Source organism: Clostridium homopropionicum DSM 5847 (assembly GCF_001263795.1).
In the GTDB taxonomy this organism is placed as follows: Bacteria; Bacillota; Clostridia; order Clostridiales; family Clostridiaceae; genus Clostridium_H; species Clostridium_H homopropionicum.
Window position 1 is genome coordinate 285174 of the sequence record NZ_LHUR01000022.1, and the last position, 23899, is coordinate 309072.

At 29.0% G+C, this 23899-nt stretch carries 21 protein-coding genes and 1 pseudogene; 1 reads left to right on the forward strand and 21 read right to left on the reverse strand.

All coding sequences use genetic code 11. The features are described 5' to 3' along the window. Positions 1-6 precede the first annotated feature (6 nt). From CLHOM_RS09405 to CLHOM_RS09460, 13 genes and pseudogenes are all read right to left on the reverse strand, one after another. Positions 7-339, reverse strand: a complete 333-nt coding sequence (locus CLHOM_RS09405) for a CGGC domain-containing protein (RefSeq protein WP_052221442.1) — start codon at positions 337-339, stop codon at positions 7-9. A gap of 18 nt (positions 340-357) precedes the next feature. Continuing rightward, positions 358-930, reverse strand: a complete 573-nt coding sequence (locus tag CLHOM_RS09410; protein WP_052221443.1) for a class I SAM-dependent methyltransferase — start codon at positions 928-930, stop codon at positions 358-360. An 18-nt stretch (positions 931-948) separates the two neighbouring features. Continuing rightward, positions 949-1353 (reverse strand): ArsR/SmtB family transcription factor, encoded by a 405-nt coding sequence (locus CLHOM_RS09415; protein ID WP_052221444.1) that lies wholly within the window; start codon positions 1351-1353, stop codon positions 949-951. Positions 1354-1411: 58 nt separating this feature from the next. Beyond that, a complete protein-coding gene (locus tag CLHOM_RS09420) occupies positions 1412-1912 on the reverse strand; it encodes a GNAT family N-acetyltransferase (RefSeq protein ID WP_052221445.1) in 501 nt (166 codons plus the stop codon). A gap of 35 nt (positions 1913-1947) precedes the next feature. Next, positions 1948-2766 carry an arsenite methyltransferase gene (gene arsM / locus CLHOM_RS09425; protein ID WP_052221446.1) on the reverse strand — a complete coding sequence of 273 codons (819 nt, stop codon included), beginning with the start codon at positions 2764-2766 and terminating at the stop codon, positions 1948-1950. Between the two features lie 17 nt (positions 2767-2783). Then, on the reverse strand, positions 2784-3224 hold the full coding sequence (locus CLHOM_RS09430) for a MarR family winged helix-turn-helix transcriptional regulator (protein WP_052221447.1): 441 nt from the start codon (positions 3222-3224) through the stop codon (positions 2784-2786). A 284-nt stretch (positions 3225-3508) separates the two neighbouring features. Next, positions 3509-3658, reverse strand: a complete 150-nt coding sequence (locus CLHOM_RS18335) for a hypothetical protein (RefSeq protein WP_161803215.1) — start codon at positions 3656-3658, stop codon at positions 3509-3511. 111 nt (positions 3659-3769) lie between these two features. Continuing rightward, positions 3770-4159, reverse strand: coding sequence for a hypothetical protein (locus CLHOM_RS09435; RefSeq protein ID WP_152909100.1), 390 nt, complete (start codon positions 4157-4159; stop codon positions 3770-3772). A gap of 180 nt (positions 4160-4339) precedes the next feature. Continuing rightward, positions 4340-4873 carry a hypothetical protein gene (locus CLHOM_RS09440; RefSeq protein ID WP_052221449.1) on the reverse strand — a complete coding sequence of 178 codons (534 nt, stop codon included), beginning with the start codon at positions 4871-4873 and terminating at the stop codon, positions 4340-4342. Between the two features lie 250 nt (positions 4874-5123). Further along, complete coding sequence (locus CLHOM_RS09445) at positions 5124-5609, reverse strand: Csac_0668 family 2Fe-2S cluster-binding (seleno)protein (RefSeq protein WP_052221450.1); 486 nt, start codon at positions 5607-5609, stop codon at positions 5124-5126. Beyond that, positions 5587-5850: pseudogene (locus CLHOM_RS17900) on the reverse strand (ArsR family transcriptional regulator); the annotation flags it as partial. The gene CLHOM_RS09445 and the pseudogene CLHOM_RS17900, both read right to left, overlap by 23 nt. Before the next feature lie 500 nt (positions 5851-6350). Further along, positions 6351-6590, reverse strand: coding sequence for a hypothetical protein (locus CLHOM_RS09455; protein ID WP_052221452.1), 240 nt, complete (start codon positions 6588-6590; stop codon positions 6351-6353). After that, the gene (locus tag CLHOM_RS09460; protein WP_052221453.1) at positions 6580-6813 is read right to left on the reverse strand and encodes an SHOCT domain-containing protein; all 234 of its coding nucleotides are present in this window, start codon (positions 6811-6813) and stop codon (positions 6580-6582) included. Before CLHOM_RS09460 ends, CLHOM_RS09455 begins: the two co-directional genes overlap by 11 nt. A 1164-nt stretch (positions 6814-7977) precedes the next feature. On the opposite strand from CLHOM_RS09460, the gene CLHOM_RS09465 reads away from it, so the two are divergent. Next, the gene (locus CLHOM_RS09465) at positions 7978-12936 is read left to right on the forward strand and encodes a hypothetical protein (RefSeq protein ID WP_052221454.1); all 4959 of its coding nucleotides are present in this window, start codon (positions 7978-7980) and stop codon (positions 12934-12936) included. A 41-nt stretch (positions 12937-12977) separates the two neighbouring features. Here the strand turns inward: CLHOM_RS09465 and CLHOM_RS09470 are convergent, their stop codons facing one another. The 8 genes from CLHOM_RS09470 to CLHOM_RS09505 all read right to left on the reverse strand — a co-directional run bounded on the left by CLHOM_RS09470 (position 12978) and on the right by CLHOM_RS09505 (position 23867). Continuing rightward, positions 12978-14864, reverse strand: coding sequence for a TnsD family Tn7-like transposition protein (locus CLHOM_RS09470; RefSeq protein WP_052221455.1), 1887 nt, complete (start codon positions 14862-14864; stop codon positions 12978-12980). A gap of 36 nt (positions 14865-14900) precedes the next feature. Next, positions 14901-16556, reverse strand: a complete 1656-nt coding sequence (locus tag CLHOM_RS09475) for an ATP-binding protein (RefSeq protein ID WP_052221456.1) — start codon at positions 16554-16556, stop codon at positions 14901-14903. Further along, entirely contained in the window at positions 16546-18681 is a 2136-nt protein-coding gene (locus CLHOM_RS09480; RefSeq protein ID WP_052221457.1) for a DDE-type integrase/transposase/recombinase, read from the reverse strand. Before CLHOM_RS09480 ends, CLHOM_RS09475 begins: the two co-directional genes overlap by 11 nt. After that, positions 18662-19477 carry a heteromeric transposase endonuclease subunit TnsA gene (locus CLHOM_RS09485; protein WP_052221458.1) on the reverse strand — a complete coding sequence of 272 codons (816 nt, stop codon included), beginning with the start codon at positions 19475-19477 and terminating at the stop codon, positions 18662-18664. The genes CLHOM_RS09480 and CLHOM_RS09485 overlap by 20 nt, the downstream gene beginning before the upstream one ends. Positions 19478-19508: 31 nt before the next feature. Then, positions 19509-20549, reverse strand: a complete 1041-nt coding sequence (locus CLHOM_RS09490) for a hypothetical protein (protein WP_052221459.1) — start codon at positions 20547-20549, stop codon at positions 19509-19511. A gap of 232 nt (positions 20550-20781) precedes the next feature. Continuing rightward, on the reverse strand, positions 20782-22608 hold the full coding sequence (gene glmS, locus CLHOM_RS09495; protein WP_052221460.1) for a glutamine--fructose-6-phosphate transaminase (isomerizing): 1827 nt from the start codon (positions 22606-22608) through the stop codon (positions 20782-20784). Positions 22609-23372: 764 nt separating this feature from the next. Then, positions 23373-23564, reverse strand: coding sequence for a type II toxin-antitoxin system RelE family toxin (locus CLHOM_RS18525; RefSeq protein ID WP_052221461.1), 192 nt, complete (start codon positions 23562-23564; stop codon positions 23373-23375). A gap of 6 nt (positions 23565-23570) precedes the next feature. Beyond that, on the reverse strand, positions 23571-23867 hold the full coding sequence (locus tag CLHOM_RS09505) for a type II toxin-antitoxin system Phd/YefM family antitoxin (RefSeq protein WP_052221462.1): 297 nt from the start codon (positions 23865-23867) through the stop codon (positions 23571-23573). Between the last annotated feature and the right edge of the window lie 32 nt (positions 23868-23899).

Genomic DNA, 23899 nt, shown 5'->3' on the forward strand with positions numbered 1-23899 from the left:
GTTTAATCAATGAGTATAATCAATAATTTTAATATCGTCGCCTAATTTCTTTACAATTGCTTCCTTCATTTTTTCTGCATGTGGACAAGCAAAACCTATAGGATTTCCTTTTGTAATGCATGATGCAAATACAATAGTATCAGCACCTCTTTTCACCATTTCAGCGGCCCTTGTTACAGCTTTCTTTCCCGGGCAACCACCACAAGTATTTACTCCTACTACTTCGATATCTTCTTGGATACCTTCAAAGGCTAACTTTTTTGTGCTCATCACTTTAAAGCAAGTAGTTGCTGGACACATATCCTCTGTTTGCATACATCTAATTAACCCTACTTTCATAATTTCTCATCCTCCATTTTATTTTTTAAAAATTAATCCAAAATGATATGGTTGAATCTCAATCTGTTTTTCTAAAGTAAACCCTACCTTTTCTGCCCATTCTATAATCATTTCTGGTTTCGGTCTGATTTCCATAGACGGACCTCTTGGAGTATCTCCATATTTCCAGTGTATTACGCCTATCTTTCCTTGTTGGTCAAGCATACCATAAACATGAGTAAGTAACTTAATGGGTTCTTCGCAATGTAGAATATTAAATAAAGTAATATAATCAATTTCTTCTATATATTTTTTTAAGGCTTTTGTAGTATCTTTCTCGCTAATGTCACCATAAACTAGATCTATATTTAAGACACTATTTTCTTCTACCTTCTTTTTGCATACCTCTATCATTTCCTTATCAACATCTATTCCAATAACTGTTCCATTAATAATTTCAGCAGCAGGTAATAGAAAAGTCCCATATCCACAACCGATATCGACTAAGTTTCTTATATTTTTTCTCACTTCCATTTTTTCAAGAATTTCTGTTGGACTAAAAAATGTGTCCCAAAGTTCCTCTGAAGGCATTCCCGATTCTCTATATTTCATCTTTGAAATTCCTCCTACTTAAATTTCATTTATTAAATCTATATTTTTCTTCATATGCTCAATCATTGCATCTCTCATAATTGTACAGGCTTCAAGGGTTTTAGGGTTTGCAATTTTATAATATATTTTTGTTCCTTCTCGTCTCGTCACTACTACACCCTTTTCACGCATAACGGATAAGTGTTGAGATATATTTGAGACTCTAACTTTCATCTTTTCTGCAATTTCATCAACGCATAATTCTTCACTACCTAATAAAAACATTATTTCTATTCGTTTTGGATTAGCCATGAATTTGCAAAACTCTGCGTGTAATCTATAAATTTCTTTATCATTCATAATATTATCTCGCACTTCCTTATTTTCGATAATTTGAATATATGAAACTAAGAAAATTGTACTATATATTTCTATTATGGTCAAGCGCTAACTCTTTGTCCAATCCTAAATCATCACTAAAAGCTGATAAACCACATTGCGTTTAATTTATTCCCACAATATCACTTCTACGTTCCATTAATACTACATCATGCCATTCTCCATTACTCATTTTTCCTACTCTTTCCCTTATACCTATTTCTCTGAAACCACAACTTTTATGCAGCTCTATACTTGCAATATTTTCTTTAATGATCCCTGATTGCAAAGTCCAAAATCCATTTTCTTCTGACATTTTAACTAAAGTTCCTAAAATAGATTTCCCTATACCTTGTCCTCTATATTCCTCACCTATATATATGCTAACTTCCGCAACCCCTGCATAAACACATCTACTGGAAGTTGGACTTAAAGCTCCCCATCCTAATATCCTGTCCCCTAAACGCGCAACTAACCTACAAGTTTTAATATGACCATTATTCCAATCATTCCAGCTTGGTATCTCTGTCTGAAATGTAGCTTTACCTGTATCTATACCTTGTAAATATATTTTAGCTACTCCATCCCAATCTTTATGGGTCATTTCTTCAATTTTATAATCCATTCTATACACTTCCTCTATATATTTCAAATCTTTTTCTAACGCTTATATGCCTTTACATGGGCACCTGCATAAGCACCATCAAGCAGGTCAGTATCAATTTTACTGTATACATCTCCTAAATTCTTTTGCTTTGCTATGTCTTCAATTATTTCTTTAGTATATATATTTACTGGTGTAATCTCAACTTCCTTAAATCCAACTTTTTTGAGTATATCTATATATACATTTATATCTAATGCACCTGCAATACATCCTACCCACATTTCAGCACTTTGCTTAATATCTTTAGGAACTTCTTTTAATTGAACAATATCAGCTATAGCGATTCTGCCACCTTTCTTTAAAACTCTATAAGCTTCTCTTAAAGCAACTTCTTTATCTTCACATAGGTTTATTACACAGTTTGAAGTAATAACATCTATAGTTTCATTTTCAAGTGGAATATCCTCAATATAGCCTTTTATAAATTCTACGTTGTTTACTCCCATTTTCTCCTTATTTTTATTTGCCAGTTCAAGCATTTCATCCGTCATATCAAGTCCATAAACTTTACCTTCTTCACCAACATACTTAGAAGATATAAAAGCATCTATTCCTCCACCGCTTCCTAAGTCTAAAACTGTTTCTCCTTTCTTAAATGCTGCCAAAACTACTGGGTTAGCACAGCCTAAAGAAGCATTTACAGCATCCTCTGGTAATCCCTCTAAATATTCCTTTGTATAAATATTTGAGTTATTACTTATATCTCCACAACAAGCAGCACCACATCCACAAGATGCCTTTGAATTGTTGCTTACCTTTTTAGCAATACCTCCATAGTATGACTTAACTTTGCCTTTAATCTTATTATCCATTTCCTATCCCTCCTTAATTAACAACACTTATTTTGTTTTGCTGCTTTAATTATTAATTGTAAACTCTCTAGTACCTGTTCTCTTTTTTCTTTTGGTATGGAAGAAAAAATGCTTTGATAATACTTTTCCATGCTATTTTCAATGTTATCAAATACCTTAATCCCTTCATCGGTTAATTTAATTGATACATATCTTCTATCCTCAGGATGCACCTCTCTAATTGCTAAACCTGAATCTACTAATTTATTTATAGTTCTGCTCATGGTGCTCTTATCTAATGTCAATAGTTCAGCCAGTTCATTTAGCGATGTATCCTTTGCCCTGCCTATCTCAACAATAGCATGACATTGAGAAACTGTTGTTCCGCAACATGTGGCTTCGCTTTCTTCTAGTATCCCTAAGTTTCTAACAAGAACTCTAATTAGTTCTCTTAAATAGTGACTTTCTTTATTATCCATTTTACCACCTCTGCAATCATTGTAATACAAAACTGTTGTGTATCGCAACTATTGTTTATATAAATATTTCGACAGCTATTTTTAAAAGAACGTCATATCTGTATCTTTAAAATAAACCTATTCTGTTTCTATAACCTGAATCCATGATTTTTCTAGTACCTATCTATTTCCATGAAATAAAGCTTTTCCGTCAGCCTAATCCCTTTAATATCAAGGCTTATAGCCTTTGTAATTAAATCTTGCCGTTTCTAACAATAACAAAAAGAGTAGGTTGTGGATTCTAGTTATCCAAAATCCTCTCTACTCTTGATATATTGAGCTTTCTCAAGTTTTTCTATTATTTTTTCCGATTCATTCCAAACAGTTGTAGATGTTATAAAAAAGTCTTTAAGTATAATGACCTCAAAATCCTTGAAATTCCTTCTCTTATACATTTATGAGTAAAAAAACTCCTTTTGATACATATTACCATGCAAAACAATTAGGTTATGAACATAATCACAGCTAGGCAATATAATCCAAATAATATCGAAAAAATATTGACTTTATTGAAAATGGAACATCAAGGTTTCCGCTTTATCTATATAAAAGTCATTATTTTTGAGAGACATACTGTTAATATTTTTTGATATTATTTCTGGGTTCATTAACTCTTTTCTACTATCAATTTTTATTTTACTTAAAGTATAAATTAGATTGAAACTTGATAGCACTGCTTCATTCTCTACATCCGTAAAACAAATCAACTGTATGTTAAAGAGTTTGGCAAATTCCAGAAATGATTTGAGAAGGTGTTGACTTGTCATTTTTGCAAATGGATTATCAAGAATAATTACCTTGGCATTTTTAAGTAATTTCTTCTTCTCTGATTGCACCGGCAATATACTCAAATTACTGAATAGTTTTTTATATCTTATAAATGATATTAAGCTCATAAATAGCATCGCTATTCCAATATACCCTTCTCCCACACTTGTGTTGGATTTTATCTTCTCATAATCGGTATAATCCCTTTCCACTATCTAAGGGTTTATATATCTCCAAATGATACTCCTGTAGAGGGGTTATAAGATTCACCAATGATTCAGCTTTTAATCTATCATGTATCAGTTCTCTTACCTTTTTTTCACACTACCCTCTATTTTTAATTGGGATACGTCATTGACTAAAGTATTTATATGATTATTTACAGTTTCCTCAACACTATGCTCATATATTTTAGGCATAGTTAGCTTTACTCCTTGTACAAGATATCCCTTGTCTTCATATTTTGTTGTTTTATCGAAATCTTCTATATCCTCAAGTATCTTTCTTATATATTGACAGCACATCTGTAAAAGGTTTTCCTTGTCTTTCTTTATATGTTCAAACGTACTCTCAATATTCTCAATATACTTATCTATAATTTGTATTTTTATATTCATAAATTGAGTATTGTACTGAAAATTATATAAAAACTTTTCGTTACTCATAAGCTGCTGTAGAGTTGCACCTATTCCTAAAACCGTTAAATCAGAATAATCACTAATAATCTGTTTCTTTTGAATTTCAATGTTGGACTTTTCTTGTTCCATATTCCATCTTGATAAGCTTTCTTTCCTTAAAATATCGTCAACAGTCTTATAAATGGCTGATGGTGTTATTTTCATAAGGTCCACCAATTCTAGAGTTTCTTTTAATTCAGCTTGTTCAAGAGCAAGTCTTTTACTATTGATTATTCTTATATTTGCATCCAGAGAACCATAAATTAAATTATTACTATCAATGTCATCCTTGTATTTTTCAATTAACTTTTTGTTTTCATTTTTTTACTATCGCATTTAATTCTTGTATTAAAAAAGAAGGCAAAACCGCCTCCTTTTTTATATAATATAAAGAAATTGTGATATAATAAAATTTCTATTTCATAGATAATCCTCTATCTATTGCATTCTGAATTATTTGATGACAGCACTTGCCTAATGGATTTTTCTTTTGGCATTGTGAATTACTCATTGCTCCAGTAATCTTTAAAACTTCTTTCATATTAGTAGCACCATCTTTTACTACTGCATCTATGACTTGTTCTTCTGTTACTTTACTACAGTAACAGGCATATTTAGGATTCGCATCTTTCTTAAACCATATAGGGACTTTCACTTGTTGCTTATTAAATTTGATATTAAATTCCGTATTATAGTAAGTAATATCGCATTCCTCACTCATGCATAAAAAATAATCAAGATTCCCAACTTGCTCTATTAACTCATCAAGTATCATATGCTTTACTGTAATGTTTTTTACAAGAATACCTTCTTTCCCACAAACTGGACACAAGTTGGCTTCTTTACAAGAGGATTTAAATGAATCTTCACAACAACACTTATTCAAAATTTCTTTTTCCATAATCTATATTTTTCTCCTTTAATTTATTTTGTTCACTCATTATAACCTCGCAAGTACAAATATCATTTATACTTCCTTCTGCTATTGATTGACCAAGTTGAATAAATTCCTTTATTCTTTCATCAGAAATATAATAATAGATATTCTTTCCTTCTTTAATCGACTTTACAAAATTGCACCATTTCAAGCATTTTAACTGCATTGATATAAGACTTTGAGAACATCCTAAATCTTCTGCAAGTTCGCCTACATTTTTTTATCGTCCAATAAAGTAATTATAATTTTGTATCTTGTAGGATTAGACAATACAATGGCTCCATCCTTCATTTGCACAGAAACCATCTTTAACTTTTTCGTAGATATGACCCCCGAAAACTATTTCGTTACCTACTTTAATGCCATCCGTAACCTTTGTATTATTTATTACAACAATACCCCCAACAACACAATATATTGATCATTTTTTGTTTATATTACTGTATATCGTAATAAATGTTTGTTACTTTATAAAGTTTATACTCTTAATGCATATATGATAATAACTACACTGATTAATGCTATAAATCCACTAATTAAATCAAATTTATCATGTAGTGTAGTTTTATAATAAAGCTCGGTCAGGATATCCTTGAATGACGAAATAAAAAATACCATAAAATCCAATTTTGAATAATACGGTATTTTGAAAAATTATTCGTTTTTATAGTTGAGTCGCCAAATATGAATATTGCATAACATTTATTAGGATTTAGCCCTTCTATCTTTTATCTCTCTGAATACACCAATTCCCAATAATACTAATCCGAGAATAAATAAAGCTACTTCCAAATATTCTGAAAGAGTCTCGTTTGGCAAAATCCTATGCCATTTAAAAAGCCAATGAGAAAATATATTGTCAAGTACGGCTACCAATCCTAAAGATATAAAACTTCCATTCATTAAAATTTTGTTTCTTTCGTTGTTTCTCATATTATCTCTCAAGTATTTCTTCCTTTTTCCGTTTATATTCTTCAGAATTAATTTCTCCGTTAGCATACCTCTTATTCAATATTTCTATAGCTTCGGATTTGTTATCGGAATCGTGATTCGGTCTCCTATGAAATCTCGGAATTCCGCAGCCTCCGCTCCATCCACATCCACGTAGAAAAAACATACCAATAAAAAGCAATATTACAAATAACCAACTAAAATTGCCAAACCGCATAACTAAACCTCCTTAAAAATCCCACTAAAGATTAGATTACTCAAAATTTTTAATACTATTCGCTTATCACTATGGTATACAATTTATGCCTATTGAACAATTAAAATACCGTATTATTCAGTTTTAAAAAAACATTATTCAGATATTCAATTCCAATTATTAATTCGCCTTTTAATCAAACTTTTTTCTAAAATTTATTTATTAGCTCAACGGACTTAAGCCATTTATATGACCTATTTTAATCAATCTTTTTTATAAAGCTATATGTAGTACATTATCAACTTTCCATCCACATAAAATTGATAGAGCAATGAATTATCTCCTTAAAATCTATTTAACCTTAAATTAAGTATTATCAAGGATTTAAGCTACTTCAAATTCGGTTTTATTTTATATTTTATCAATCCTTACTTCTTAAGCCTTTTTCCTGCAAACAAATAAATCCCTGAACGAAAATGCAGTACCTTCTGCGCTCCGTCCAAGGATTATGAAAAACATTTATTATTCAGGAAAGGGTTTAATATGTGTATACAAATATGACTTTATTTCAAGTGGTTCATCTTTGTTCTATCTCAACATTTAACACATACAAACCCATATGACATATTTATATTATAATCTGTGACATAACATGTTGTAACTTGTGACATGTTATGTTGTAACCGACACATACACTTTTCCCTTAAATCTAACTCCTCCTTATCCCTGCCTACTTTTCTCCAAAGTGAAAAAGAGAAAACCAGCTATTTTTTCTGATTTTCTCTCATTATTTTTGAACAACTTTTTTCTAGATGAACAAGTTTATTTTCACAAAATACAAATGTTCTCCTAAAAGAAAGTTGTTAAATTATATATACATACAATTAAGCTTTTACGCAATATAGTTTTTATAGTATTAAAAGAAAGTTGTTAAAACTCGGATAATAATTTATTTATATTTATATATTTCTAAAAGAAAGTTATTAAATTTTAATACTATAAAATAATTATACAATGAAAATGGAAAATGTCCAAATAAATAATAATATAGTGAATTTTATACAATTTTGTAGTATAATATTAAGTGGAATAAGCTAGAAAATTTGGAATTCAAGTAACTGCATTAATATGTTTCAAATTATCATTGACATCATTAAAATAAATTTTGTTGTTTGGAGGAGTTCGATGTCTGAAGAAAAAGTAATTGATTTAGTGGCTGCATGTTTAAGCCTTCCTGAAATCGGGTGTAATGATACCACGAATGATCTTATTGAACGAGATAATTATTTATATGCAATCGAAGATAGATTTAATATGGATTATAAAACAGTAATTATTGATGGACAAGATGGCATTGGTAAGACAACACTTTTAGTTCAATTTGCTAATAAGCATAAATCATCTTCTGTTTGTATATTTATTAAGCCAAATGATCAGTGGGGATGCAATATAGATTACCTACGTTATGATTTATGCAATCAACTTAGTCTATTTATTAATTCCAAAGAGTTAAATAATATTAATGAATCTAGCGAAATGCATCTAAGAGACTTACTTTTTTCATTAAACAAAAAAACTCGTAAAATCAATAAAAATTTTTATTTCTTAGTTGATGGATTAAGTGATATTCCAAAGGAAAATGAGGTTATAAAGAGACAACTTATTCAAATGTTACCATTTTCATATTCTAATATAAAATTTATATTTACAGGTGATTATACTGAATTAAAGGACACATATTTATATAATATAAAATGTAGTCATTTTATATTAACTGGATTTAAAATTGAAGAAACTAGAAAATACTTTGAAGACTTTGATATTGAAGATGACTATATTAGAGAGATTCACTTAAACTGCAAAACGTTACCTGGTAGACTTGCTGATATAAAAAGATTAATTAAATCAGGTATTAATGTGAAAGATTTGATGACAATCAAAATAGATAAATGGTCTGACTTATTTGATGTAGAATGGGGTAATGTTGGTACAGATGAAGAACAAAACAAATTATTATCAATACTTGCTTTGGATAATAGAACATATACTGTTGATGAACTAAGTCAATTAATTTGTATTGATAAAAATTCAGTATACAATAAATTACAAGGATTAAGTTTTATTGAATTTTGTAAAGAAACAAATAAAATCACTTTTGTAACAGAATCATTTCGCTTATATGCAGCTGATAAACTAAGATTATATCAAAGCTATGTTAATAAATTAATTGTTGAGTATATGCTAAAGAAACCTGATAGTGAAGAATCAATAGAATTACTTCCTATTTATCTAGACAAGAGTGGATACCATGATGAAATACTCAGATATCTATCCCCATATCATTTTTTAAAAATGCTAGAAAGAAGCCAATCTATAAATTCAATTAAAAATAAAGCTGAGTTAGGTATAAAAACTTCTATTAACTTAGGTAAATATAATGATCAGATAAGATTTAGTATCCAGAAATCAATAATGTTACAGTTTGAAACTGAAGAAATATTGCATTCAGAAGTGGAAGCTTACATTTCTTTAAATGACTATAACTCAGCAATAGTATTAGCACAATCCGCAGTCACCAAAGAAGATAGATTGCACCTTTTATCCATAATTTGCAAAAAGAAAAAGCAACAAGAAGGTATCCTCGATTCAAGTTTATTAGACCTGATTAAAGGACTTTATAATGAAATCGATTATGAAATTAATAAAGACAAAACTATTGCAATTTCTTCTGAATTAATTTTTTGTTGCCCCGAAATAGCAATAGAACTAATTACCAAATCCAATAAAGAGTCAAAGCTTGAAAATGATTTAGATTTTGCTTTTGCTGAATTATCATTAAGAACTTTAGAAAAAGATCAAAATACTGATGAGTATTTAAAGATAGCTGATGAAATAAACTCAAAAATTAAGAATCCTGAAGTAAGGGACATTTCTAAAAGTATCAATTTATTAGTTGGGGGATATTCTGCGAGCAAAATTATTGGTGAATCAGAAAAACTAAAAGATACAACAAGTAAGCTTCTTATTTTAACAAAATGGACTGTAAAAAATAGGCGAAGAAAGGATGCAATTGAAGTAGTTAAATATTCTCTTGATTTAACAATTGCAACAACTTCATATTCGCCAAACGCGCAAATTTTTAGAGAATTGGCAACGCCAATTCCATATATTAATGATGAAAAGGAAATGGATAACTTAATCAGCCGTTTCGATAGTCAAAAGGGTTTGGCTGAAAAGATTGGACCAACAGAAGAGTTTATCGGCTTGCAACTTATTTTAGCTCATGCAGAAAGTAGAATAGATCTAACAAAGAGTTTTGATAGGTTATGGGATACTTATAATTATATCCTAGAGCTTGATGATCTATCAGTAAAAGCAATTTGTATGGCAAAACTTCTCTCAAGAGTGAAAGTAATAGACAAAGATCAAGAATTAGAACAGCAACTAAGTTTTAATGAAACTATTAGGAAAGATCTGAATAATTTTATAGAAGAGTTACTAAATACAACTGCTATGCATTTCGAAGTAAGTGAAGGAATTATATCTTCATTAGCTTATAATTATTATGACTTAGCATACTCAATTGCTATAAAATTAAATACAGAAACTAGGAGAAATAAAGCATTATCTAAACTTATTGACACTCTACTTTTATCTGATATAAAGAAAATTGATATACAATTCATTATTAAGGTTATTAATGAGATTACCCAGAAATCAATTAAATATAACTTGATAATATCTATATTAGAAAGAATAGAATCTGAAAGTACTGAAGTTAATATTTGCATAAATAATGCTTTGCAATTAATCCCACATGTTGAAAGTATAGATGATGCTGAAGACAAGTGTATAGCTTATTGTAATTTGTGCTCAATCTTAAAAAAAGATTTGAATAGTAAATATGAAAATTTAATTTCAGATAAAATACAGCTATTAGAAAAATTATGGCAAGCTATGGATACAGGATGGAAAAAAATTAATATAGGCTATACAATTGTGTCTAAACTATCAACAAGCTCACATGATATTGCTAAAAAATTATTGCTGAGAACAGAGGAGTATAAAAAAGAGGCAATTATTGATTCTAACAGCTTAGCTAATATACTTATATTTATTATTCAACTTGCAATCCGAGCATATAGTGGATTAATAGGAATAAATTCTGTAAATAGAGATGATATAAAAAAACTTATGGAATATATAAATTGCATACCTTCCTATGGAGAACGAGCTGCTCTATGGAGCGACCTAGCTCTAAGATGTTTAAGAATTAAAGAGTTAAAATTGTTTGATTCACTAGTATCCGAAAATGTGAGAGCACATTTAGCGTATATTTCTTCACTAGACAAACAGTACTATAATAGATTAATTATAAGACTCGCCCCTGCACTTTACTATCATAATAGAGTAAGAGCTCTTAGTGAAATAGACAATCTTGATCCGCTACAAAAGGATTCAGCCTATTTTAACATTGTAGAGTATATATTTACTAAACAATCATATTTCGATCCATATGATAATTCAGGTAAACATGAATTCATGTTAAATTTTGATGAAATTATTGACCTCTGTGAAATATTGAAAAAGGTAGAAACAGATGATTTAATATATTACATTATCGCTGGTATCTCTACATCTATATATTCTTTTAAATTACTTACAGATAATCAGTGCTATGATATTATGAATCGGCTTGATAATATCATAAATACAAAACTTCCTAGTAAGAAAAATATAAAACATGGAGGCTATAAAATAATATCTAAAGCACAAGTTGCTAGATTTTATCCAAAATACATTACTTTTGAAGAGTTAATAGGACAAGCAAAACAAATTGATAACTTAGCTGACAAAGCATTTGTATTATCTGTTATAGCTACTTTACTTCCTGCTAAACAAACTTTAACGCAATCAGCTCTTGTAAATGATTCAAAATCTTTAATTGATAATATACCTTCTATTTATGATAGAATTAAACACTATGAGGACTTTGCATCAAATTGTTGGACAATAAATTCGAGTTTGAGTAAAAAATGTTTACTTACAGCATTACAAATATCAAAGGAACAAGATAATCCTGAGTACTTAAAGGTTCAGCGAAGAATAATTGATATGGCTCATCGTATAGATCCAGACTTAGCAGCATCAATGGCTTCTCTTACAGATGAAGATGAGGTAAGATCCCAAGTTAAACTGAATTTAAGGCAACAAGTAAAGGTTAATGACTTAAAAAAGAAAATGACAAAAGGTTTAAATGAAAATGAAAAAAATGAATATACAAATATTGATTACTGTAAAGCTGCATGGAAATTACTAGGTTCATTAAATGCAGGCAGAACTAATACTCTCCATAGATCTCTTACGAGCCCCTATATAGAAGTTGTTTCAAGAGAAAAATTTATGCATATCTATCCTATTCTCTCTTGGCTTGTGGAGAATGATATTAAGCGTCACTGTAGAGCAGAGGATTCTCAACCTTTTCTAAGAAATATGTTTGATTCTCTGCTACTAGGAGCTGAATTAGCTATGAAGTTATTAGAGAAGTCCTTAATGCTTGTAGATAAAAGGAAGGTTTTAGTATCCTTTAACGAATATGATGATTCAAAAATTATTAACCCAGGAGAAAGAGATTTAGCAATAGAATTTATTAGAGATTGGCTAGAATCAAATTCAAAAAATAATCTTATTATTGCAGATCCTTTCTTTGGTCCTGAGGAAATGGAAATTTTAAAAATTATTAGTTCAATTAATCCAAGTTGTCAGATTAATATCCTAACTAGTATTAAACATAATACAAAAGAAAGTATTAATCCACACAAGCTTCCGTATGATGAACTATATACTAATTACTGGAGAGCAAATATTTCTGATCAAGATCCACCAGATTGTGAAATAACATTTATAGGTGGAATTAAAACAAATGAACCACCTATACACGATCGTTGGCTTATTACAGAAGATAGTGCACTTATTCTCGGGACATCGTTTAATAGTCTAGGTATTACAAAAATATCAAAGTTATCAATCTGTACTAAGGAGCAAGCTCAAGATATGATGCATGTTGTTATGTCATACTTAAATAGAAAAGAAAAATTTTTTAACGGTGAACGATTAAGATCGTATTCAATTACACTTTATTAATAAATAATACACTTTAATATCTAATCCGAGATAAACTCCATTTATGTGAGTTTATCTTTTTTTACTCTAAAGCATTCATCTATATAAAATTTTACTGAAACTGAAGGATTTCTAGCAACTTGCTTTAATATCTGCCATTTACGTACATAACCTTGTTGTTTAATTAAGTTATTATAAATATAGTTTACTTTTCTTATATGAAATTTATCAATAGATTCTACCATATTAGAAATAAATTTTTGAGTTTTAGGCAATTTACTTTTCTTATTATATATCAAGGAACTAATCCCAGCAACATTACCTAACCGACTTTTGGTAATTCTAATGGGCTTATTACTATTAACTATGTCGTTATATGCATTTTTTATAAGTATTAAAACTTCATTATCTCGTGGTTCCCACTCAACTTTATTTCTATTCATTTTAACTCTATATGTTTTTTGAGGTAAATTTTCAAAAAGCCATTCCTTGTCATTTCTATAAAGCCATGTATATTCTTTTTGCGCAATTCTTCTAATCTCAGTTCTAGTTAGATCAGAATTCTCCTTTATAAAACTTATTAAATTATTACGATATTTTAATAATCTTTTATTTTGAAAATTACTTATATCATAATCTTTTTTAACGGAATCTGATATTTTAATATACCCATTTTCTATTTTATCTATGTATTTTTTTACTGTTTTGGCATCACACCTCATTATTCTACATATCTCTCTAACACTTTTACTGCCTGCACAGGCTATTGATAGTAATTGCGACTCCCACACATGTCCAAAGCATTTAATCCTACCAATTTCATATATATGTTCATTATGATTATCTGGTCCCTTTCTAGAATATTTAAAACCACAAGAACAATTGAATGTTCCAATTGGAAGTCTTGTTTTATAATCTGCAGTTATTTTCACATTTTTAATGACTTTTTCCCTATAATGATCTGACACTGGATTTAAGCAAGGCCAAGGTCCATTCCCAAAATACTCATATTCATCCTCTGGTTTTTTCAAGAAAGTGTTCATATTATCACATAAAAATAATATTAACATAATGTGTTTTATTGGATTTATTATTCTTTTATTATTTCTTAATATATTTCTTATCCAAGAGCTATCAGAATCTACATTAAAATTTAGATTCATAATATTAAGTATCTCATCACCATAGTACATTTTAAAAAATCTTACAGTCTTATCTTGTCTAATTTCTCGAGATATAGTTAATAATCCCTTTTGTTTTAATAAGACTTTATATTTTTTATTAATAATGTTAATCTCATATTGATTATTACTATTCTTCAATAATAAAAAAGCCGCCTTAGCTATTTTTAATAATATTGCAGATTGTTGCTCATTATAATAGTTTACATCCTTATCTGTGTATTTAGGATTCAAACTAATATATTTTAATCTTGAAATATAGTTATCTTTGCCATAGGTATAAGTCTTGATTTTACACCCATGTTTATGGCATACTAATATTCCGTCAACTTGATGTCCTCTATGAAAATAAGCCTCTCCGCTTGAATTAACGTCCTCTCTTACACACAATGGACAATATTTTAACTCTTTAGTGCTAAAAATTGCTCCTGCTTGTATCCCTAATAAGAATCCAATTCTTTGACCATTTGAAAACTTCATATCTTCTAAGATTTCTTTTTTACGTGAAGTGGTTAAAAATGGTTCATAAATTGGGAACATGGTATGACCTGAAATAATGATATCAGCATTTAAATTTAAGTCCTCAAAAACACTTGAACAGAATTTAGAAATATTACAAGGGAATTGAACATATGGTGTTATTGTTTTAGAACCGAAAAAATCTTTTAATATATTCTTAAGATTAGTATCCCCAGATATTTCAGAATAGCGCGCTACAAAACTATAAAATAATTCATCATCATAAATTCTAGGTATATAATTAATCATACTACTCCTTACAGAAATTCAAATTTATTAAGGTTCTTATGGTAATTCTATAGTTTTTATATCTTCTGTTAAATCTATAGTAATATTTTTTTTGTTTATTCTTTTAGTTTCTTTTTTCCCATTCACTTCTTGTGGCTTACTTAAAACTATTTGTTTTATAAGCCGCTGTTTAAGATAAGAAACTGGTTTTCTAATTCCTTCTATTGATATTAATTCATCCACAATATTTAAAAAGTCATTATAATTATAGCCTAACTCACTTAAAAATAATCTTAATTCATTTATTAATTCTTTCTTATTTCTACTGTTTTTACGTTCTTCACCTTTCAATATTTCCATAGCTTGTGACCTGCTCATAACCTCATGTCTACAATTTTCAAATAGCTCTTCCATATCAGCTGGTGCAATTAAATCCTCATATTTCATAAGCTTATTTATATCATACTTAATAATTGCATCCGTCAATTCCTTTGATAAGGCAAACTTTTCATTTGCTACTTCTTTAATCAGCTTTGATGTAATTTTTTCTACCCCTCTTCTTATTGCCTCAAATTGTACAGTCATAAAAAGTTTAACACTCAAGTCTACAATTCCAGCTGTTCTTTCATGAAATAATTTCTTAATTTCATCTGTAAGTTCTGTTTTATTCTTCACCCATTGATACTCCCATAACTCACCTAAAAACATTTCAAATTCTGCGTCATCTTTCAAATATCTAAATTCCGTCATACCTATTCCCATTGATCGTCTTATATGTCTACCATCTTTTGATAGATGCTTTATTGCCTTATATGTACCAATATACACTATTGGTAATTTAATTTCATTCATCATACTTACAAAAAAATTTAATGCAGCTTCATCTTGGCGTTTAGAGCATTTTAAATGTTGAATTTCATCTATTATCAACATACCTAAACCGTGCTTCATACATAAATAAGATATAGCAATAATCATTCTATCAATACTGAATCTACTATTCCCATACTTTTGAAGATAATTTGTCTTAAGTACTTTATCAAATTCATAAAATATTTTCTGACATAACCCCTTGATATTACCATCATATGTACAATCTACTTTTATCCAAGTAACTTGTGCAAAATAATATTTTTGTTCTTCATACTCAGTATGATGAATAACTTGAGGATAAAAAGAAAGAATATCATTAACAGTAGTTGATTTTCCTGCCCCACTTACCCCTATTATAGAAAAGCCTAATGGAGCTGATGAAGCAAGCGTCATATTCAAAAATCCTTCTTTAAATTCTTTAATCTCATTTGCCGAATTATTCAAAATTAAATTTAGTTCTTTTAATGAATCTGTATAATCTGGTGAAAAAATTCGTTTATTTATATAGCCTCTTTTTAATGCAATAGATATTTTTAATCCAACCTCATAATACTTTGTAAATGGAAATCTATAATCGTTTAATCTATATATTGCTTCTAATCTTTCAATCTCCGTTTTATTTCTTTCCTCATCAATGTATGGAGGTATCTTCTCGACTCTTAGAAAAATACTCTCCATATCTAATGTAGGTGGCAATGCCTCTATTAATGGATTACCTAAATAAGTAATCTCAGTAGGTTCTATATATCTGGCTTTAGTTGAATTAATTAATTGAATGCTATTTTCATCTATATCTTCATACTGACTTATTTTGAAATCTGTATAATATTTATTTCTCATTATTCTTTCTCCTCATTTTGATCTTACTAAGTGCTTCTAACTCTCTGATTGTATTTTTATTATCATCTTCACTATAATTAGTAAATTCATTTTGTAGTATGTGATTTGTATATGAAAATTTATCCATCTTATTAATCTCATTATTGAATACTATCTCTAACCGCTTATTATACTTCATATCTTTTTTTGATACCTTTACTGATTGTAAATTTTTAGCACTACTTTTCATTATCTTTTCAATTTCAGAATACATGTCAACTTCATTTTGATTAATATAGTCTTGCATTCTTTTTTTCTCTACAATGCTATTAATTTGAAAATCTTTAACTTCATCTAAAGTTAAATTAGTATACATTTTGTATTCATTTTTTAACTCGCATCGAATATATCTATTGCTTAACTTATCATAGAAATAAATAAATGTCATATCTCTATCATCAAATACGATAGGAATAGTTTTATGCCCATTTATTCTTGCTAACTCAAATAATCCTTTTTTTTCTATCACTTCTGTTGTATATAACATTTTTCTGTATTTTATACCTCTTTCTGTTATTGAAGCGGTATCATGTTTCATAAGCTTTAGCTTTAATAGATCATCATTTATTCTTTTTAGTTTTCCTGTTTTATTTAGCATTCCCCACTTCCAAAGTTCAATTGGAATAACTCTTACACCATCTGCTATCATTTCCTTTGTAAGCTGATAATCATCAATCAATGAACTATTAATATTTTTAATAGCTATTAATACTATTTGAGTGTATTCATAGATATCTAATTTAGCATCAAGCTTATAATCTCTTTCTCCACGTTCTTTATGATCTTTCTTAACAGCCCCTGGGAGTAATGCCTTAATTCTTGCATTTAAGCGATGAAACATTTGCTCAACTATTGGCTTTCTATCTCCTCTACCAGTTGGGGTATTTTCTAAAGTAATATTTAAATTTGATACAATATGCTCACCAATAGGACCTATTAATTCACCTCTATCCGCTAATATAATATTAGGTAACCCTTGTGATGGCCATTCATCGGAATTTATTTTTATTCCATACTTTTCACAAAACTTTACTTTATTTTCAGTACAATTATATATTGTACTTGCTGATCCATTCCAAGATGCACATTCGAATGAAATATTCATACCTGTGATAAGTCTACTAAAAACATCAACAATTATGTATAATGTAGGTCTTCCTATAACTTTACTTTTGTCTATTCTACTTACTAAATATATATCACATATTGTTGAATCTATTTCATATCTTGATCCTGGGCCTAAAACTTCTTGTAGCGTATTTGATGGTAATTGCCTATTTTTCAGCTGATATTTCCTATCACCCATTCGTTTCTTTTTATTAGTCCTAATATCAGATTTATTCCTAACCCAATTATAAAATTGATTAAGATTTGGTATCTGATACCTACTTTTAACAACTAGTTGCCCATTACTTACTTCTGTAAAAAAATCTTTTATCATAAGTTTATATACTAATCTTAAAGACATTTCGTTAGGCTTCCTATAGTACTTATCTAATGTTTTTTGAAAAATATCTTTTATTTCTTCGGTTATGGGAATTCCAATTTTTTTATTTAAAATCTTCTCCTCATAACTTGGCCTACCTGTTTTTTTACTGAAGTTTTTTTCTCTCCCTGGAGCTCCACAATTATTATATTTTGGTATCAAAGAAAATTTAATTTTACCTCCCTGCCAATATAATCTTAAATACTTATAAATCACAGTTTTACTCAAATTAAATTTTGTAGAAGCAGCTTCAACTACTTTTCCCCTATACTTATGGTAAAAAATATATGGTTCAGGTGATTTTGAAATAGCATAATTGATAATTTCAAACTTTTTATCTATACTATCTTTATACTTTTTTATATATTCATTATCTATATAAACTAATTCACTTATACTATCAGTAGATATTTCAACTGAATTATTCTCAATAGCATTAATTAACTGCTTTATCAACTTCTCTTTTATTATTGTTTTATTTGTATCTAATTGGATCGTAAAACAATATTCATACTTTTCATCAATCCATAAAATTCTTTCTCTAATTATTTCATTTGAATCATTATAATTTAAAATGTCATTAACAAGTAACTGAATCATTTTTATTCCCCTCATTAAAATATATTTCCATGTCGTTAAAATTTAACTTTATATTTAGATTAACAATAATGACTTTCTTTAAGATAAGATACTTAAAGAAGTTTAGACCTTCACCACATTCCCAAAAGTTATTTTTTTCGAGATTACGACAAGATTTTATAATGTCTTTATTATATTTTAATAACAAATTTTTCAAATCATATGTAATATAATCGATTTCATTTTGATTAAACTTAGAATTACTAAACCAAAAATAATCGTTGTATAGTAAATATATGTTTTTAGCTTTTGTCTTATTTATTTGCTCTTCTGTTACTATTCCCCAATTCAAGCCCTTATTCTTAAAATATTCCTTTTCTATAGATAACTTTTCTAAAACTCTTTGATTTTTTAAATCTTTTTTACTCTTTACTGTTCTTACTATATCCTTTAATCCATCGTTGCTCTTTATTGTAATTATAAAATCTGTAGTCATTATAACTTCATTACCACTTTTTTTATTATGCGGTGGATGCTTAATACCAAGATCTTTGGCAATTCTTACAGTATCAATTAAGTTCATAGGAAATTGTTCTCTTATATCAATTACATTTTCATTCCACTGAAGTAATAAAAAATAGTACAATTCTAAATCTGACATAAAGTAATATATTCTATTAACTTTCCATCCCCTAATTCTGTGTGTTCTCCCCAATGATCCGAATTCATGCGGTTTTAACCAAGGAGTATAATTACCCCCCCTGCCTGTTCCAATTTTCTCTTTTAACTTAGCATTATCACTTTTTCTTCTAGCCATCATATTCACCTATCCTAAGAGTATTAATTAATCAACTATCTATTTCCAATAAATGTTCATATACTTCCTCTGCTGCCTCACTAAAATAAAATCCACAATTAATATATTTATAACTCTTCTTATTAAACAAATTCTTTAATCTATGCAACTTGTCGTATGTGGATTGTTTTCTAGAATAATTTATAAATTCTTTTATATCACAATCAAATAGCATTCTAATAATTAAAATGATTTGAATAGGAGAGTAGTAGTATGGGCTCCAACCTGGTTTTAATATTAATCTTCTAAAATTGAATATATCTTCTCTAAAATAAAATAAACTATTATCTAATTGTTTTAAATAAAAGTAATCATGATATTCATAAAAGTCACTATAAAATTTTGATTTGATAGCCATATTATTAATATAGCCCTTTTCATACATAATAATCCAAATGCTCATCATAATATAATCAATATTAAAACTATTCAATATACCATTAGAAATATCATAAATATCTTGACTTAATAATCTTAATTTATCAGTATAGATTTCATCTGGCCTAATCGGGTCTTTTAAATCCATCTTTAGATAATCACTAGTCCCATAGTGAAAATTATTTGCCATTTTGAGTTTGCTATTATGCTTTATACAAAAAAAATTTCCTGGAATCTGATGTGCACGATGAATGTATGCTCCTCCAAATGTATTAATTTCTTCATTAATACAATCAATACATACCTTTGGATTTTCTAAAATAAAATATGATTGATAATATTCCTTTACACTATTAAGATAAATTAAATAATTCATTTTATCATGCTTATCCATATATTCTGGTGAATCACAAAATGGAGTAATATAAGGAAATAGTGTGTTTTTATTTATTATGTCCATAAAATTAAGTTTTAAGTAGTTTTGAACATATAGACAAATATCTAATATGTCATGAGCTTTTAATTTTCTTATATCTCTAATACCAAACTCTTTGTTTCTATTTGGACAAAATATCGAAGAATCATTATATTGGAAAACTTTAAATAACCAACTTTCAAAAAGTTCATCATGACGTAGTGGCGGTAATATATGCATTTTTTAGCCTCCCCCAAAATTACATTTTTGCAATTATGTTTAATACCATACTATATAATCACATAAATTTGCCTAAACGACATATTTGACATAAAATGAAAATAGAGGTTATTTTAACCTCTATTTTATATATAATTATTTGTTTAACAACTTTATTTAATTTTAACGACTTTTTTTTACTTTTAACAACTTTGTTTAAGATTAACAACAAATATTTATATTTATTTCATTATTATTCAACCGTTACAGACTTTGCCAAATTTCTAGGCTTATCCACGTCGCAGCCTTTCTCAATAGAAATATAGTAAGATAGAAGCTGTAATGGAATAACTGAAAGTATTGGTGCTACTATTGGCATAACTCTTGGAATATATATAGCATCATCAACACTCTTTTCTATTACATCATGTCCTTCCATAGCTACTGCTATTACTTTTGCTCCTCTTGTTATAACTTCCTTAATGTTACTCAACATCTTTTCGAATAAGTATTCTTGTGTTGCAAGAGCAATTACTGTAGTATCATCTTCAATTAGAGCTATCGGTCCATGCTTTAATTCTCCTGCAGCATAAGCTTCTGAGTGGATATAGGATATTTCTTTAAGCTTTAGAGATCCTTCCATTGCTACTGCATAGTCAAGTCCTCTTCCTAAGAAGTACATATCTTTATCCATGTATATTTTTTTAGCGAAGGCCTTAACCTTTTCCTTTTGGTTTAGAACCTCAGCTGCTTTTTCTGATAGGTTTAAAAGCTCAGATTTTATCTTATCAATTTCCGTAGATCTTATGCTTTCCTTGTTTTCTGCAAAATATAGAGCAATAATATACATTGCAATAAGCTGAGTTACATAAGCTTTAGTAGATGCTACTGCAATTTCTGGTCCTGCCCAAGTATATAAAACATCATCTGCCTCTCTTGCAACGGAGCTTCCAACTACGTTTGTTATAGCTATTACTCTAGCATTTTCAGATTTAGCAAGTCTTAAGGCAGCCAAAGTATCTGCTGTCTCTCCTGATTGGCTGATAACTATCATTAAAGTTCTTTCGTTGATAAGCGGTTCTCTGTATCTAAATTCAGATGCAACCTCTATCTCTACTGGAATTTTTGCAAGTTTTTCTATAGCATACTTGCCCACAACTCCTGCATGATAAGCAGTACCGCAAGCAACTATATATATTTTATCTATTTCAGCTATTTGTTCCTTTGTAATCTTTATGCTATCTAAGTTAATCTTTTGTCCTTTAACTACTCTTGAAGTTAAAGTATCCTTTATAGCCTTAGGCTGCTCATGAATTTCCTTTAGCATAAAATGATCATATCCGCCCTTTTCAGCTGCATCAGCGTTCCAGGTTACATGATATATTTCCTTCTTAACTTCATTTTTATTAAAATCAAATATCTTAACATTTCCATCTTCCATTAAAACAAATTCATTGTCTTCAAGAAGATATACGTTTCTTGTATGATTTAAAACAGCTGGAATATCAGAAGCTATAAAGCTTTCTCCTTCCCCTACACCAACTATTAGAGGGCTGTCCTTTCTAACTGCAACAATCTTATTAGGCTCCTCTTTGCAAACTACTCCTAGTGCATAGCTGCCTTCCATCTTTTTAACTGCCTTCATAAAAGCATCAAGAAGATCTCCCTCATAATAATAATCTATTAAGTGAGGAATAACCTCAGTATCTGTTTCTGATTTAAATTTATATCCTTCAGATTGTAACCATTCCTTCAATACCATGTAGTTTTCAATAATTCCATTGTGAACTACAGCTATTGTTTGATTTTCATTTGTATGAGGATGAGAATTTAAATCTGATGGTACTCCATGAGTTGCCCATCTTGTATGCCCAATTCCCACATTTCCAACTAATTTATTACTATCAATCTTTTCCTCAAGATTTGCAAGTCTTCCTTTGTATTTTTCAACAACTACAGAACCATCTACAATAACTGCAACTCCTGCTGAATCGTAACCCCTATATTCTAGCTTTGATAATCCTTCTATCAAAATATCAGTTGCGCTCTTTTTGCCTAAATATCCTACTATTCCACACATATTCTATTCTCCCTTTTGATAATTTTTATTTTTTGTACATATAATTATGCTATTTAAGGGAAGCTTGTATTGTGAGTGCCTGACTGAATTTGTACTGAAAATTACTTTTCAGTTTTGCCAGTCTTTATCGGTAGCACTATACCGTGGGGCATCCGCCGAATTTTCGATACTCCCCACCCTCGTCAGCTAAGCGAGAATCCAAATCTTAAGTAGATTGCCCAAATCTATGATTTGGTGCAAGTCACTTACACAGAGTGCTAATTTGGCTTATTCGAGCTTACTCAGACCTTAGTTTGAGTTTCCTATAAGACAATCTTTGATTCAGGCTCCCTGCTTAGCTCTGGCGCTTTAATATATTTTTTCCTTTCTACCCTCCTTTTTCATGTATTATTTTTTCACAAGCTTCTAGTACATTATATTTGACATTATATTATACGTCAATAAATTTAATGTTGATTCATATTTAATTCATTTTTAGTTCATTAATTAGTCAAATATAACTATTTATATAAAAAAGACACAGGTATTTTCAAACACCTATGTCCAAGTAATTACATTCTAATGTTTTCTTTTCCAAATTTTAGACAATTCCATTGATTCTAATAATTTATCTTTATGCAACCTTTTCAACTTGTCATTTCTATTATGTGCAATTTTAAATACCAAGCCATCACTTCTTCTTTCAATCGCAAGTATATACACAATCTTAAGAATATCTACTCTTTCATCTGTAATTTTAAAAATAATTCTTATACCTGCATCTCTTAATTTTTTTCTTTACACCCTCCTAATTTAGTATCCTTATTATTTCTCAATATTTTTCCTGTCTCATTTGCTCTTAGCTCTAGCTCATCTATTGCTTTATTAACAATATTAAGAACAGAACCGTCCAATTTTTCATATTCTTTTACTGCATCTGGATGTAATCGCACTTCAAATTTTCTTTGCTCTCTCATCGTTAATTACCTTGTACGACGAACATCTCTCCAAGAAGCTGCCGAAGATGAATTGTCTTCAAGATCACTTATTCTCTTAGATAATATTCTCTCTTCCTCTTTCTCTTCTAATTCAATAAGCCTTCCATACATCTTTTCAAAATATTCATATCCAAGTAAAACAGAATCAATACTTCCATTATCAGTTATATATAATGGAGCATCTTTAGCTTTTTTTCTAATTTGCCCAAATCTTTTTGAGGCTTCAGAAGATTTTACTATTTGCTCTTTAGTAATACTTGGCTTCGCCATTGTAACACCCACTTTCGAATTCCTCCTTCTTATTATATTCATAT